Genomic DNA, 12425 nt, shown 5'->3' on the forward strand with positions numbered 1-12425 from the left:
ACGATAGATGGCAGTACGTGAACGCTTTGAACAAGAGCTAAAAGAAATCCAAGAACAGTTTGTGGAAATTGCAACAAGTAGTATTAATGCGTTAAAAATATCATTTGAGGCATTACAAGAGCAAAATTTAGAGAAGGCGTTAAAAATTCTTGAGGATGATTTAATTATTAATCGCCTTGAAGAGGAAATTAATGATCGAGTTATTTTAATGATTGCCAAGCAGCAGCCCGTTGCGACAGATTTACGTCGTCTTATGGTGCTTGTAAAAGCGGCATCCGATATGGAAAGAGTGGGCGATTATGCGGTCAATATTGCTAAAGAGACAATCCGTATAGGAAAAGAGCCATTAGTCTTTCCGACAACCAATTTACAAACAATGTGTAATAAAACAGTAGAAATGCTTGAGAGCATTATTACCGCATTTAAGGACGAAGATACTGTTCGTGCCAAGGAAATTGCTGAGCTAGACGATTACGTAGATGATTTATACGGAGCTACGGTTACATTATTGCTTCGTGCAGGTGCTGAAAATCCAGCACATATTTCGCAAATAACACATTTAACGTTTGTTTGTCGTTATCTTGAACGCTCTGCTGATCATGCAACTAATATTGCTGAACATTTATTTTACTTAATCAAAGGTAAACATTATGAATTGAATAATTAAAAGAGGGTTGCATTGAGGCCCTTCAGATTATAGCTAACTCGAAAAACTTCGAATTGGCTATAGTCTTTTTTTATTTTAAAAATAGATATTTACGTCCATCTATTACCTTAACATCGAAGCATTAAATTGTTTGAGTGCCTGGCACTTTGGGTTGCTTTCTGCATTAAATAACTAAATAAACAAAATTGCAGCAACATTGCACTCTGCCGATGCGTCAAATCTGTAGGGTGTTATTGTATTGTCAAAAAAATAATTTGGTTATACTATAGACATTATCCCGAAAAAATAGGTGCTTAGGAGGTGCTGCTGCATGAAAGACAGTGTAGAATCACTTATTAAGAAATTTGGTCTAGAAATTTCAATAGAACAACGCAAATACTTAGGGTTTCTATATGAAAATTTACATCTAGAAGAGTTAAGTGATAAGGAACAACATTTTTTTATTGACTATTTTTACAAGAGTGAGACACTACGTAATATGGCAGCATTTGCACTTGAGCTAGCGGATGTCATGCATGAGATTCGTGAAAACGTTCCAACTATTGAACAGGCAGAGCAGTTAGCGAATGGAAAAGAGCAACGCTTGTATTATGAGCAAAAGTGGCAAGAAGCTAGACGACAAAAACTAAAACAACAAACGACAAAAAATGGGAATATTCTATACGTTCCATTTGTTGACTACAAGGAAGAGCAAGGTCCAATGGTTATATGTCTTGAACAAACATCTGGAATGGCCAAATATTCAGAGCTGTGTAAAAGCATGATTTTGTCCTTATTTATGGATGCGCATCAGGAGCAAAGAGATTTATATATCGTGCCATATGATTGTCAAATTCATGTCCATTATCGCTTTGAAAATGGACATTTAAATCTATCTGATTTTAAAGATTTTATTGAATATAAGGCAAAAGGGGAAGCGGCGATTTTGCCTGTTCTACAGTTTGTGAAAGGATTGCTCCAGGAAAATCAGCAATGTGCAGAAACAGATGTTATTATTTTTACTGAAGGTAACCCTGTTGATGGGCAATATTTATTAGGGAAGCGTGCAAAGACTATGATAGAGGAAATGAAGCAGCGTTATCATGCCGAATTTTCAGTAATTGCAATGAATGAACAACGTTTTAATGAGCATCATTTTTGGTTTGCAAATAAGGCTATTTTTGCAGCCGATGCGATTCAATAAAATGTACAGCTGACCAGAGAGCTTTTGGTCGGCTTATTTTTACTGAACAGTCATATCGTTTTGACAGTATAAAAACAATTTACAATAATGTACATAGGTAAGTAAAAGGAGAATTACATGGATTCAATGAAATGGTTATTACCGAACTTGACTGCACCAACATGGATGGATATTACAATTGCAGTCGCGTTTTGTGTATTTGGTTGGCTATTCCAGCATTTTGTGCTAAAGAAAATAATTACGAGCAGTGTAACGTTTTTAAAAAAGAGACAACGTAATTTTCAAGCGACTGTACTTGCACAATTTAATAACGCAATCCGTTATGCGTTTATGTCAGCAGTAGTTGTACTTAGTTTATCAAATTTACTTAAAATATTTTTATTTACACATTTTGCAACAAAAAATTTCGTATTATCTATTATGGTGTTTTTTGCATTTAAAGGTATATATGATGTGCTTCATTATTATACAAAGCAACCATTACAGTTAAATAACGATGAAGAGCAAAATGTTCTTCTACCGTTCTTCCTTCGTATCGGTAAAGTGCTTGTGATGATATTAGCCATGTTTACAATAGCTTCATTTTGGAACTTTAATATAAATGGCTTCTTAACAGGGATTGGGCTAACAGGAGTAGCGATTGCTTTTGGTATACGCGATACGTTGGCGCATGTTTTTGGTGGGATGTCGGTTGCACTAGACAATCCTTTTCAAATTGGTGACTGGATTGCAACAGAGGACCAAAAAATAGAAGGCACAATTGAAGATATCAATCTTCGTAGTACGCTCATTCAAACAGGCGACAAAGGGCTTGTATATGTGCCAAACTCTTATTTAGTTAATCGTCCGATTTATAATTTATCAAAACGAGAAAAACGAAAATGTGAACTGTTTTTATATGTAGCCGCAGAAAATGAAGAGGAACAATTGCGCAGTGCTTTAAGTACGATTCATCAGCAAATTTATTTGCATGCTAATACTGAAAAAGAAATGATCCATGTTTATATTGATGAGTTTCACCAAACATCTTATCGTGTTCTTGTTCGCTTCTATGTTGCTACAAATGATACGGCAGTTATGCTAAGTGTCAGACAGGATGTTTTATTTGCTATTCGACAGGTAGTACACGAGTATGACATTGTCCTTGCCGAGGAAACGGACGATGATTGTTGAGGATATGGTGAAATATAATTTGAATTGTTTGATACTTTACATTACAATGTAAACTAGTAATCAGCTTAGATGAAGAGTAGTAACTATTATGATTTGTTCTAGAGAGCTAGCGGTTGGTGGAAGCTAGTACAAATAAATAGTGAATGGACTTCGGAGCTCTAATTCAGAAATGGGTAGTATGGATTAGCGTTTGCCTACGTTACAAGGCATTGAGAGGGTCTTTGTAATAAGACCAATGAAGGTGGCACCACGGCTTTTCCGTCCTTTTGTGATGGAAAGGCCTTTTTATATGGATTTTTGGTGTAGCAGAGCAGAGTAGAGCATAGCGAAGGAGAGATTAAGTATGACAGTTGAGCTTAGCAGATTTGCCATGAAGGTATTACAAGGGGACATGATGACGCCCATTTCGGTGTATCAATCTCTTACAGGAAAGCATAAGATGCTATTTGAATCTTCAGCCAAGCATGAGGAAAGTGGTCGTTATTCCTTTATCGCTGTTAACCCAATAGCTGAACTTATCGGGGATAGAAACGGGTATCAATTTACAAAGGGTGACGAGATTGACGAGTCTAGCGATAATGTGTTGAAAAAATTAAAAGAAGTCATGCCATTCCATGAAGCGGCCTATCCATTTGCCTTTTTCGGGGGCGCGATTGGCTTTTTTGGTTATGAAACGGCCTTTTATGCAGAAAAAATTGGTGAGTATTTACATGATAATTTAAATATGCCAGATGTCCATATTTTTTTCTATGATACATTTATCGTATTCGATCATTTAAAGCAAGAGGTTACATTAGCGGCAATTGATTTATTTAATGAAGGACGTACAATTGAAACGATGGAAGCCGAACTCGTTGAAATGGAGAATCAGCTATGCGCTGGTACTACATTTGGTTTGATGGATTTAGGTACACTAGATTTCCAGCCAATGATACAGAAGGAAGAATTTATTACCATTGTTGAGCGCGCAAAACAGCATATTGTAAAGGGAGATATATTCCAAATTGTATTATCTCAACGTTTTTCTTCCCCGTTTGTGGGCAATCCGTTTGCCTTGTATCGTCAGTTAAGAACATCCAATCCATCGCCATATATGTTTTATATGGATTTTGAGGCTTACACTATTTTAGGAACTTCTCCTGAGAGTCTTGTAAAGGTCAAAAATCGGAAAGTCACGACAAATCCAATTGCTGGAACAAAGCCCCGTGGTACAACGCAACAGCAGGATGAGGCTATTGCAGATAGTTTATTATCGGATGAGAAAGAAATCGCTGAACACCGAATGTTAGTTGATTTAGGGCGTAATGATATTGGCCGAATTGCCAAGGTTGGCACAGTAAAGGTTACTAAATATATGAACATTGAACGCTATAAGCATGTCATGCATATCGTATCAGAGGTAGTAGGTGAGATTCGAGATGAAGTGCACGTATTAGACGTCCTTAGTGCATGTCTGCCAGCTGGGACAGTATCTGGAGCACCCAAAATTCGAGCGATGCAGCTAATTAATGAGATGGAACCAGTTAAGCGCGGTGTTTATGCAGGTGCAGTAGGCTATATTTCGGCTACAGGAGATATGGACTTAGCGCTAGCGATTCGTACAATGGTTATTAAGGATGGGTATGCCCATGTGCAGGCAGGTGCCGGAGTCGTTTATGATTCAATTCCTTTATCAGAATATGAAGAAACACTTAATAAAGCTCGTGCGCTACTGGAGGTAAAAAAATGATCTTACTAATCGATAATTATGATTCATTCACATATAATTTATTTCAGCAAGTTAGTATGCTTGGTAAGGAAGTATGGGTAGTACGCAATGATAAAATAACAATTGAAGAAATAAAAGATATAAATCCAGAAGCGATTATATTATCCCCAGGTCCAGGAACGCCGAATGAGGCTGGAATTACAGTGCAAGTCGTACAAGAGCTATATAAAAAGTACCCAATTTTAGGGATTTGCTTAGGGCATCAGTCGATAGGGCAGGCTTTTGGGGGCTCGATTGAACAAGCAAAAAACATTATGCACGGCAAGTTATCAGAATTAAACTACAAACAAACAGGGATTTTCGCACAATTAGATGGAGAAGTAGAAGTAATGCGCTATCATTCGTTAATAATAAAGCCGACTACATTACATGAGGATTTTATTATTACTGCAACTTCTAAAGATGATGGGGAAATTATGGCTATTCAGCATAAACACCATCCACTAGTCGGATTACAATTCCATCCCGAGTCAATAGGAACTGAAGCAGGTAACAATATCGTGCAAGCCTTCCTAAATCAATATCGTGCCAGTCACTAAAACAATTCTGATAATTTAGTAAATTATCCAAGTGAAAAATCCACTCAGGCTTCTGCGGCTTACGAGTTTCCGCAGAAGACGAAGTGGATTTTTTCAATTTACGAGTGCCAGTCACTCAAACAATTCTGAATTTTATCATTGTTTTTTACCTGTAATTAACTTAGCGATTTCCTCTAATGTCATAGAAGAATTGACCTCATAGGATCCAATCTGTAAGCTTCGAGCATATTTTGCATTGGCAAGGAGTAGTTCCATTTCGACACTATTTGTAATAATGCCACCATCCTCTAGCTTCTGAGCCACTATATAAGGCGTTATTCCGCTATATATTTGAAGCGTCATCGTTACTTCATCGTCGGAATCAGGTGTACTACTCTCAGCATGCTCACTCTCAGCAGTAGCGTCAGTTGCATTTTCTTCCTTCGTATTTTCTGTAACAGTTTCTTTAGTAGATTGCGCTTTTAATGAAGCAATTTCTTTCGTTGCTTGTTCAAGCTTTTTTTGTAGCTCCTCCACATCTTTATCATTTGTAGAGGCAACTGTTGGTAGACCAATATTGAAATCAAAGCGGTCTGCTATGGATAGTAACGCGCCGACTAGAAAAAGGGCGACCCCAAATGCACGGATAGAGGATTTGTTCATAATCACCGACCTCCGTTTGCAATCACTTGTTGCACTTGCTCTTCTGTTAAGTTGGAGCGAATACTAATATCAGCAATAGAAAGACCTTGTTTGTTCAATTCAAGCACTTGACTGATAATAATATCGTGAATTGGTTTAAGGTTGTGCGGCATCGGCTCTGACTTTTTTGCTTGTGTTGCTTGTTGAACAGCCTGCATAACCTGTTGAACCTTTGGATTGTGTAGCGTTTGATTTTTAGTTACTGGTGATTTAACTTGGAATTCTGGTTCTAGTAAAAGCTCCTCTTCCACAATTTTTAGACGACGCTTTAAATTATTAGTTTCTTGGAAAATAGAGATAGATAATTCTTCGACATCTTGTTCGACTTTTTTCGCGCTATTTTTGAAAAAGAACGATAAAACGATAAGAACGATACCGACAATCATAAGTATGATGGATAAATCCAATAGTTTCACCCCGTTAAATTATGTAATTATAAGGTATTTTACCACATGCAAACTTAATATGAAATGAAGGTAGATTTTTTTTCAGTTTATGTTATAATAGGTTAGTCGTATAAATCATGCTCAAATTTAAAATTTTAATTCTTGATATAGAGTGGGAGGGTTAATGATGCGCGTAAACATTACTTTAGCTTGCACAGATTGCGGCGAACGTAACTACATTTCTAAAAAGAACAAGCGTAACAATCCAGAGCGTCTTGAACTTAAAAAATATTGCTCTCGCGAGAAGAAATACACTCTTCACCGTGAAACAAAGTAATCGCTCATTAGGCCAAAACCACATGTGGTTTTGGCTTTCTACATTTTAATAGGAGGTAACCTATCGTGGATAAAACAACATTACGCAACGAAGTACGTGAAGCACTTGCAAATCTGAGTGCAGCAACGTATCGTGATCAATCATTTGCTATAGCAAAAAAAGTGCTACAGGAACCATATATAATAGAAGCAAATACGATTGGCATCACAATTTCCAATAAGCCAGAAGTTGACACTATTCATTTAATTGAAGCACTTTGGCAACTAGGTAAAAAAGTGGCTGTTCCTAAATGTAACGCAAAAACGAGAGAAATGTCATTTTATGCTATAGAGTCATTTGCACAGCTAGAAACTGTTTATATGCATTTGCGTGAACCAATTCCTGCAGTTTGTGAGTTCGTTGACGCAAATGAAATGGATATCATACTTGTTCCGGGTGTTGTTTTTGATACGAAAGGTTACCGAATTGGCTACGGCGGTGGTTATTACGATCGCTATGTATTACACTATAAAAAAGGTAAACTGATGTCTCTACTATTTGATGAGCAACTTTATGAACAAGTGCCTATTGAGACGCACGATTGTCCCGTAGATCTTATTATAACACCGACAAAACGTATTGATTGTGTAGCGCAACGAGGAGCGAAATAAAATGGATAAAATGTTAGATATTTATGAATTGTTAAAAACATATGGCACTTATATTTATACTCGGGATCCAATTGGCGATTTGATGTTAATGGAGGATGAAATTCGTGAGTTGTATAAGGCGAATGTCCTGGACATTAAAGATTATCAAATGGCTTTATTATTAATTCGACAAGAAGCTACAAGACTTCGAGTTGAACAAAATAAGCAATAATGTTTTAATTGCGCATAATTTGGGTATCGTAAAAATATTGTAATATGTATGTAAAATTATCAAAAACAGTGGTTTTCCACTGTTTTTATGATTTTACGAAACTTTTTACAATCCAGAACGTATATATTAATGTTAAGTGTATAATTGGGTAGTCGTGAGGGCTTCCCAAAAAATATATCTGTTGATTATCTGTAAAAAAAGGATTAAGATATATTTTGTTTCAGTAACAATTTGTAACAGTTTGATTAATTTTATTATTTTTTTGTAAGGAATAGGGAGGATGTTAGGAATGAAATTAACAAAGTGGCCTAAACATTCATTTATGATACTAGCAATCGTAGCAACTTGGATAAAAACGGTCATTGTTTACCACACAAGCTTTGAGTTGAAGTTAGAAAATGCGATGCAACAATTCATATTGTTTATCAATCCATTAAGTTTTGTGCTGTTTATTTATGGATTATCGTTATTCTTTAAAACACCAAAAATACGAAATCGTTATATAATTACTATTAGTGTATTATTATCTATTGTTTTATATGGAAATGTTGCGTTCTATCGATTCTACAATGACTTTATTACATTACCGGTATTATTCCAAACAAGTAACTTTAGTGATTTAGGAACATCAGCTGCAGCTATTATCAACCCTTGGGATCTTTTATATTTTGCAGATGTATTTATATTAATTATTGCAAATAAATATTTACCAAGAATGAAAGAAGCGGTAAAAGTAAACGTTGAATTCCGTCGAGCATTTTTCGTTTTAGCGATTGCAATGACTTTCTTAAACTTAGGTTTAGCTGAAACTGAGCGTCCTCAATTGTTAACACGAAGCTTTGACCGTGAACTTCTTGTAAAAAACATCGGTACGTACAACTATCATTTATATGATATTTATATTCAGTCTAAATCATCTGCACAACGCGCATTAGCGGATGGCAGTGAATTAGTAGAAGTGAACAACTACATTCGCTCTAATCAAGCAGCTAGCGACGAAAATATGTTTGGCAAATACAAAGATCGTAACTTAATTGTTGTTTCACTTGAATCGTTACAAAACTTTGTAATTAATAATGATATGGACGGTCACGAAATTACGCCGTTCTTGAATTCTTTAACAAAAGATTCAGATACGTATTATTTCAGTAATTTCTATCACCAAACAGGTTTAGGAAAAACGTCTGACTCAGAGTTTATTTTAGAAAACTCTATGTTCGGACTTGGTCGTGGTGCAGTATTCTTCACACATGGTGGTAATACGTATAACTCAATGGCAGAGCGTCTTGGGGAAAATGGTTACTTTACAAATGTTATGCACCCGAACAACAAATCGTTCTGGAATCGTGACATGATGTATCAATCTTTAAAAATCAATAAATTCTATGATGTAGATTCATATACTGTAGAAGAAGGGCAAGCTGTCAACTGGGGAATGAAAGACATTCCGTTTATGGAGCAATCAGCTGCATTGATGAAAGACATGCCACAGCCATTCTACTCTCGTTTAATTACGTTAACGAACCACTATCCATTCACATTGGATCCAGAAGACGTAATGATTCCTGAGTACACGTCAAACTCAGGAACATTAAATCGTTATTTCCAAACAGTTCGTTACATGGATGAAGCTTTAAAAGACTTCTTCCAAGATTTAAAAGATCAAGGTGTTTACGATAATTCCATTATCGTTATGTATGGTGACCATTACGGTATTTCTGAAAACCATAATAAAGCAATGGCACAATATTTAGGTAAAGATGGCATAACACCATATGATAATGCATTGTTACAAGAGGTACCTTTATTCATCCACATCCCTGGTGATGGGGAAGGGAAAGAAATGGAAGAGGTTTCTGGTCAAATAGATTTACGTCCAACAATTTTACATTTACTGGGTGTTGAAACGTCAAAAGATATGCAGCTTGGTGCAGATTTATTCTCACCAGAGCATGAGGATTTCGTTATTTTCCGTGACGGACGATTCATTACAGATAAATATGTTTATGCTGGTGAAGCATGCTATGACAAAGCAACAGGTGAACAAATTGATGTTGAGCCTTGCCAACCATATGCAGATCGTGCAACAACCGAATTGGAAAACTCAGATGCCATTATCAATGGAGACTTACTCCGATTCTATGATGAAAAAACAGGTAATTTAAAACAAAATGCTGTGAAGTAAAAAGATGAATGGTGTACTAGTAATATTTCTAGTACACCATTTTTTTAGTTTATGAAGTGCCAGGCACTCAAACAATTTTGAATACTTAAGTATTGCCAGTAGAGATATCGAAGTAAAAATCCACGAAGACTCCTGTGGGAACATACAAAATGTAAGACTCAACAGGCCGCGCGAAAGCGAGGGTTGCGGCTTACGGTTGTACCCACGGAAAGCGAAGTGGATTTTTAGGATTTAGGAAGGTAAAAACTCTTTGGAAGAAAGTGGCCCCATTAGATAGAAAATATATAAAAAAAGTAGGACACTGCTAGCACGTATTATTTATCCCGAAGTAAAAATCCACGTAGACTCCTGTGGGAACATACAAAATGTAAGACGCAACAGGCCGCGCGAAAGCGAGGGTTGCGGCTTACGTTTGTACCCACGGAAAGCGAAGTGGATTTTTACAACATAGAAAGTAAGAGCGACCGAATGTGATAGCAAATAACCAAAATGCTTATGACGCTGCTTGATAGATAGATATTTACAATATGTAATGACGGACTAATATTTAGTAATTTAAAGATTCGTTACTAATTGCTGTAATTGTTGTTGAGTTAATTGCCCCTCGATTGTATGCTTTAACACACCTTCAGTATCAATAATAAAGGTAGTAGGGTAGGCCATAACTTCAAATGACTTACCGAGTGATCTATCATAATCTAAAAAAATAGGGAACTTCAAATCGTATAATTGCTGAAACTTGATAGCATTTTCACGACTGTCATTAGAAGTTGCATTAATCGCAAGTAGCTCAACATTGGCGGGCTTTTGCTCATAAAAAGTATTTAAATCTGGCGCTTCCGCCTGACAAGGACCACACCAAGATGCCCAAAAATTAATAACAAGAATTTTACCTTTATAATCCTTGAACGTCGTCGTTGATTCATCTAAAAGAGTTAATGACGTGTCAAAGTTAACCGACTTTGAACCACTTTGTTTATCTACAATTAACTTTGGCGCGTCCTCTTTGAATATTTCGTTCTTCACAGTAATGCCAATGAGTGACAAGACTACTACTAATGAAATGACGATAAAAATGTTTTTTCTTTTCATGATAATCTCCTTTATGTATATGTTAGAGGATAATAAAAATGGATATACCATTTTTTCAAAATCCTTACTTATATCATATCGTAATTTATAAAAAGATACCTCCTAATTTTAAACATTTATCGTATGCAGATGACGCTATAAAAAAAGAGCAGTCTCACATAGAGACTGCTCTTTTTCTGTCTAAATTTTAGTGTAATGTTGGAGGATATCCGCTATGAATGATTGTCATGATGACGAACCAACCGAATACCCCAGCGCTTGCTAAGTTGAAAACAATACTTAGTAAGTTCTTTTCTTTAATTGCTTGGAATGTACCAACGACAGCTAAAATCGCTACTAGACCAAAAATAACCATTAATAAGTTCATTAAAAAAGACACTCCTTTCGACATCAGAAAATGAATGTCGTAAACAATATTCCTCCTTAATTGTAAACGTTCTACCTGTTTTTGTCGAGGACTATTATAGAGCAAAGTATGAACTTTTATCGTCAAATTGTGGCAAAGAATGTATAATATGAAGTTGAGGTGATAAGTATGATGAACGTACGAAGCTATTCCCTTGGACCAGTCCAAACGAATTGTTATATCGTATCGAATAAAGAGAAAGAATGTTTAGTTTTTGATCCAGGAGAAGAAGCTGCAAAAATTATGAAAGAGATTCGCAGTAATGGACTGAAGCCATTAGGCATTTTTTTAACGCATGCCCATTTTGATCATATTGGTGCAGTGGATGAAGTAAGGGAGACTTTTAATATCCCGCTATGGATTCATGAAAAAGAGGTAAGCTGGCTAAGTGATCCAGCAAAAAATGGCTCTAGTAAATATGCGGCGCTACCAGATTATACAGTTGCAGCTCCTATGGATGAACATATTATTAAACAAGAACAACTTTTTGAAATAAGTAATTTCGTTTTCAAGGCAGTATTTACACCTGGACATTCACCAGGGAGTATTTCATATATTTTTGAACAGGATGGATTTGCCATTGTTGGAGATACACTGTTTGAGCAAGGTGTAGGGCGTACGGATTTGCTTGGAGGGTCGACAAAACTATTACTTACATCCATTCATGATAAATTATTATCATTACCTGAAGATACTATTGTTTACCCAGGCCATGGTAATTACACGACAATTGGTGCTGAAATGGAAACAAACCCATTTTTAAATGGATTTTAATTGTTATCGACATGATATGATGTGTGTTTTACAATAGTGTTAAAGTGAAATAAGTATGTATACGAATTAAAAAAAGCGTGTCTCAAAATTGTTTTGAGACACGCGATTTTTTGTATTAATGACCGCCGCCAGGTACGTGTATGAATGTTGTATAGTACGTGAAGCCAGCGAAGAATACAGTTAAATATGCTCCGAAAATGTACATGTACATACGCTCTGAAAGGTTTAAGAAGCCTAATAATAAGAATAAACCTGTATTACCTAAGAATAATAGCGATACCTCGTTCATACCACCAAGGTAGAACATAACTGCAAAAATACCTGTCCAGAATGCCATAACTTTATACATATTATCCATGAAGATTTCCCCTCC

15 protein-coding genes and 1 other annotated feature are annotated in these 12425 nt (G+C 36.1%); of the genes, 10 read left to right on the forward strand and 5 right to left on the reverse strand.

Translation table 11 applies throughout. The features are described from left to right. The first annotated feature begins 7 nt into the window (after nucleotides 1–7). From phoU to ACIQXJ_RS04315, 5 genes are all read left to right on the forward strand, one after another. Entirely contained in the window at nucleotides 8–667 is a 660-nt protein-coding gene (phoU, locus tag ACIQXJ_RS04295) for a phosphate signaling complex protein PhoU (protein WP_401010400.1), read from the forward strand. Nucleotides 668–977: 310 nt separating this feature from the next. Next, a complete protein-coding gene (locus ACIQXJ_RS04300) occupies nucleotides 978–1850 on the forward strand; it encodes a hypothetical protein (protein WP_403050033.1) in 873 nt (290 codons plus the stop codon). 117 nt (nucleotides 1851–1967) lie between these two features. After that, nucleotides 1968–3023, forward strand: coding sequence for a mechanosensitive ion channel family protein (locus ACIQXJ_RS04305; RefSeq protein ID WP_403050036.1), 1056 nt, complete (start codon nucleotides 1968–1970; stop codon nucleotides 3021–3023). A 57-nt stretch (nucleotides 3024–3080) separates the two neighbouring features. Next, nucleotides 3081–3292 (forward strand) — a binding site (T-box leader). A gap of 74 nt (nucleotides 3293–3366) precedes the next feature. After that, complete coding sequence (trpE, locus tag ACIQXJ_RS04310) at nucleotides 3367–4752, forward strand: anthranilate synthase component I (protein WP_403050039.1); 1386 nt, start codon at nucleotides 3367–3369, stop codon at nucleotides 4750–4752. Then, complete coding sequence (locus tag ACIQXJ_RS04315) at nucleotides 4749–5330, forward strand: anthranilate synthase component II (protein WP_403050042.1); 582 nt, start codon at nucleotides 4749–4751, stop codon at nucleotides 5328–5330. Before trpE ends, ACIQXJ_RS04315 begins: the two co-directional genes overlap by 4 nt. Before the next feature lie 135 nt (nucleotides 5331–5465). Here ACIQXJ_RS04315 and ACIQXJ_RS04320 read toward each other — a convergent pair whose 3' ends face one another. After that, nucleotides 5466–5972, reverse strand: coding sequence for a hypothetical protein (locus ACIQXJ_RS04320; protein ID WP_403050045.1), 507 nt, complete (start codon nucleotides 5970–5972; stop codon nucleotides 5466–5468). A gap of 2 nt (nucleotides 5973–5974) precedes the next feature. Beyond that, complete coding sequence (locus ACIQXJ_RS04325) at nucleotides 5975–6427, reverse strand: hypothetical protein (RefSeq protein ID WP_401010388.1); 453 nt, start codon at nucleotides 6425–6427, stop codon at nucleotides 5975–5977. Nucleotides 6428–6584: 157 nt separating this feature from the next. Here ACIQXJ_RS04325 and rpmG point away from each other — a divergent pair, with 157 nt between their 5' ends. The 4 genes from rpmG (at nucleotide 6585) to ACIQXJ_RS04345 (ending at nucleotide 9780) form a co-directional block, all read left to right on the forward strand. Continuing rightward, entirely contained in the window at nucleotides 6585–6734 is a 150-nt protein-coding gene (gene rpmG / locus ACIQXJ_RS04330) for a 50S ribosomal protein L33 (RefSeq protein ID WP_008408521.1), read from the forward strand. A 65-nt stretch (nucleotides 6735–6799) separates the two neighbouring features. Next, nucleotides 6800–7384, forward strand: coding sequence for a 5-formyltetrahydrofolate cyclo-ligase (locus ACIQXJ_RS04335; protein ID WP_403050048.1), 585 nt, complete (start codon nucleotides 6800–6802; stop codon nucleotides 7382–7384). A 1-nt stretch (nucleotide 7385) separates the two neighbouring features. Continuing rightward, nucleotides 7386–7595, forward strand: a complete 210-nt coding sequence (locus ACIQXJ_RS04340; RefSeq protein ID WP_340823752.1) for a YqgQ family protein — start codon at nucleotides 7386–7388, stop codon at nucleotides 7593–7595. 289 nt (nucleotides 7596–7884) lie between these two features. Next, nucleotides 7885–9780, forward strand: coding sequence for an LTA synthase family protein (locus tag ACIQXJ_RS04345; RefSeq protein ID WP_403050051.1), 1896 nt, complete (start codon nucleotides 7885–7887; stop codon nucleotides 9778–9780). Between the two features lie 555 nt (nucleotides 9781–10335). Here the strand turns inward: ACIQXJ_RS04345 and ACIQXJ_RS04350 are convergent. Both ACIQXJ_RS04350 and ACIQXJ_RS04355 read right to left on the reverse strand, forming a co-directional pair. Then, nucleotides 10336–10872, reverse strand: coding sequence for a TlpA disulfide reductase family protein (locus ACIQXJ_RS04350; protein WP_403050054.1), 537 nt, complete (start codon nucleotides 10870–10872; stop codon nucleotides 10336–10338). 187 nt (nucleotides 10873–11059) lie between these two features. Then, the gene (locus tag ACIQXJ_RS04355; protein ID WP_401010379.1) at nucleotides 11060–11239 is read right to left on the reverse strand and encodes a DUF2759 domain-containing protein; all 180 of its coding nucleotides are present in this window, start codon (nucleotides 11237–11239) and stop codon (nucleotides 11060–11062) included. 168 nt (nucleotides 11240–11407) lie between these two features. Here ACIQXJ_RS04355 and ACIQXJ_RS04360 point away from each other — a divergent pair, with 168 nt between their 5' ends. Continuing rightward, a complete protein-coding gene (locus ACIQXJ_RS04360) occupies nucleotides 11408–12052 on the forward strand; it encodes an MBL fold metallo-hydrolase (RefSeq protein WP_403050057.1) in 645 nt (214 codons plus the stop codon). A gap of 115 nt (nucleotides 12053–12167) precedes the next feature. Here the strand turns inward: ACIQXJ_RS04360 and ACIQXJ_RS04365 are convergent, their stop codons facing one another. Further along, nucleotides 12168–12410: a DUF2626 family protein gene (locus tag ACIQXJ_RS04365; protein ID WP_004231035.1), complete on the reverse strand. Its 243-nt coding sequence runs from the start codon at nucleotides 12408–12410 to the stop codon at nucleotides 12168–12170. Nucleotides 12411–12425: the final 15 nt, after the last annotated feature.

It is taken from the genome of Lysinibacillus sp. NPDC097868 (assembly GCF_044761135.1).
GTDB lineage: Bacteria > Bacillota > Bacilli > Bacillales_A > Planococcaceae > Lysinibacillus.

What these genes read in the sequence shown, in the direction of transcription:
- phoU (WP_401010400.1), top strand. Translation starts at nt 8, where the DNA reads ATGGCAGTACGTGAACGCTTTGAACAAGAGCTAAAAGAAATCCAAGAA.
- ACIQXJ_RS04300 (WP_403050033.1), top strand. Translation starts at nt 978, where the DNA reads ATGAAAGACAGTGTAGAATCACTTATTAAGAAATTTGGTCTAGAAATT.
- ACIQXJ_RS04305 (WP_403050036.1), top strand. Translation starts at nt 1,968, where the DNA reads ATGGATTCAATGAAATGGTTATTACCGAACTTGACTGCACCAACATGG.
- trpE (WP_403050039.1), top strand. Translation starts at nt 3,367, where the DNA reads ATGACAGTTGAGCTTAGCAGATTTGCCATGAAGGTATTACAAGGGGAC.
- ACIQXJ_RS04315 (WP_403050042.1), top strand. Translation starts at nt 4,749, where the DNA reads ATGATCTTACTAATCGATAATTATGATTCATTCACATATAATTTATTT.
- ACIQXJ_RS04320 (WP_403050045.1), bottom strand. Translation starts at nt 5,972, where the DNA reads ATGAACAAATCCTCTATCCGTGCATTTGGGGTCGCCCTTTTTCTAGTC.
- rpmG (WP_008408521.1), top strand. Translation starts at nt 6,585, where the DNA reads ATGCGCGTAAACATTACTTTAGCTTGCACAGATTGCGGCGAACGTAAC.
- ACIQXJ_RS04340 (WP_340823752.1), top strand. Translation starts at nt 7,386, where the DNA reads ATGGATAAAATGTTAGATATTTATGAATTGTTAAAAACATATGGCACT.
- ACIQXJ_RS04345 (WP_403050051.1), top strand. Translation starts at nt 7,885, where the DNA reads ATGAAATTAACAAAGTGGCCTAAACATTCATTTATGATACTAGCAATC.
- ACIQXJ_RS04350 (WP_403050054.1), bottom strand. Translation starts at nt 10,872, where the DNA reads ATGAAAAGAAAAAACATTTTTATCGTCATTTCATTAGTAGTAGTCTTG.
- ACIQXJ_RS04355 (WP_401010379.1), bottom strand. Translation starts at nt 11,239, where the DNA reads ATGAACTTATTAATGGTTATTTTTGGTCTAGTAGCGATTTTAGCTGTC.
- ACIQXJ_RS04360 (WP_403050057.1), top strand. Translation starts at nt 11,408, where the DNA reads ATGATGAACGTACGAAGCTATTCCCTTGGACCAGTCCAAACGAATTGT.
- ACIQXJ_RS04365 (WP_004231035.1), bottom strand. Translation starts at nt 12,410, where the DNA reads ATGGATAATATGTATAAAGTTATGGCATTCTGGACAGGTATTTTTGCA.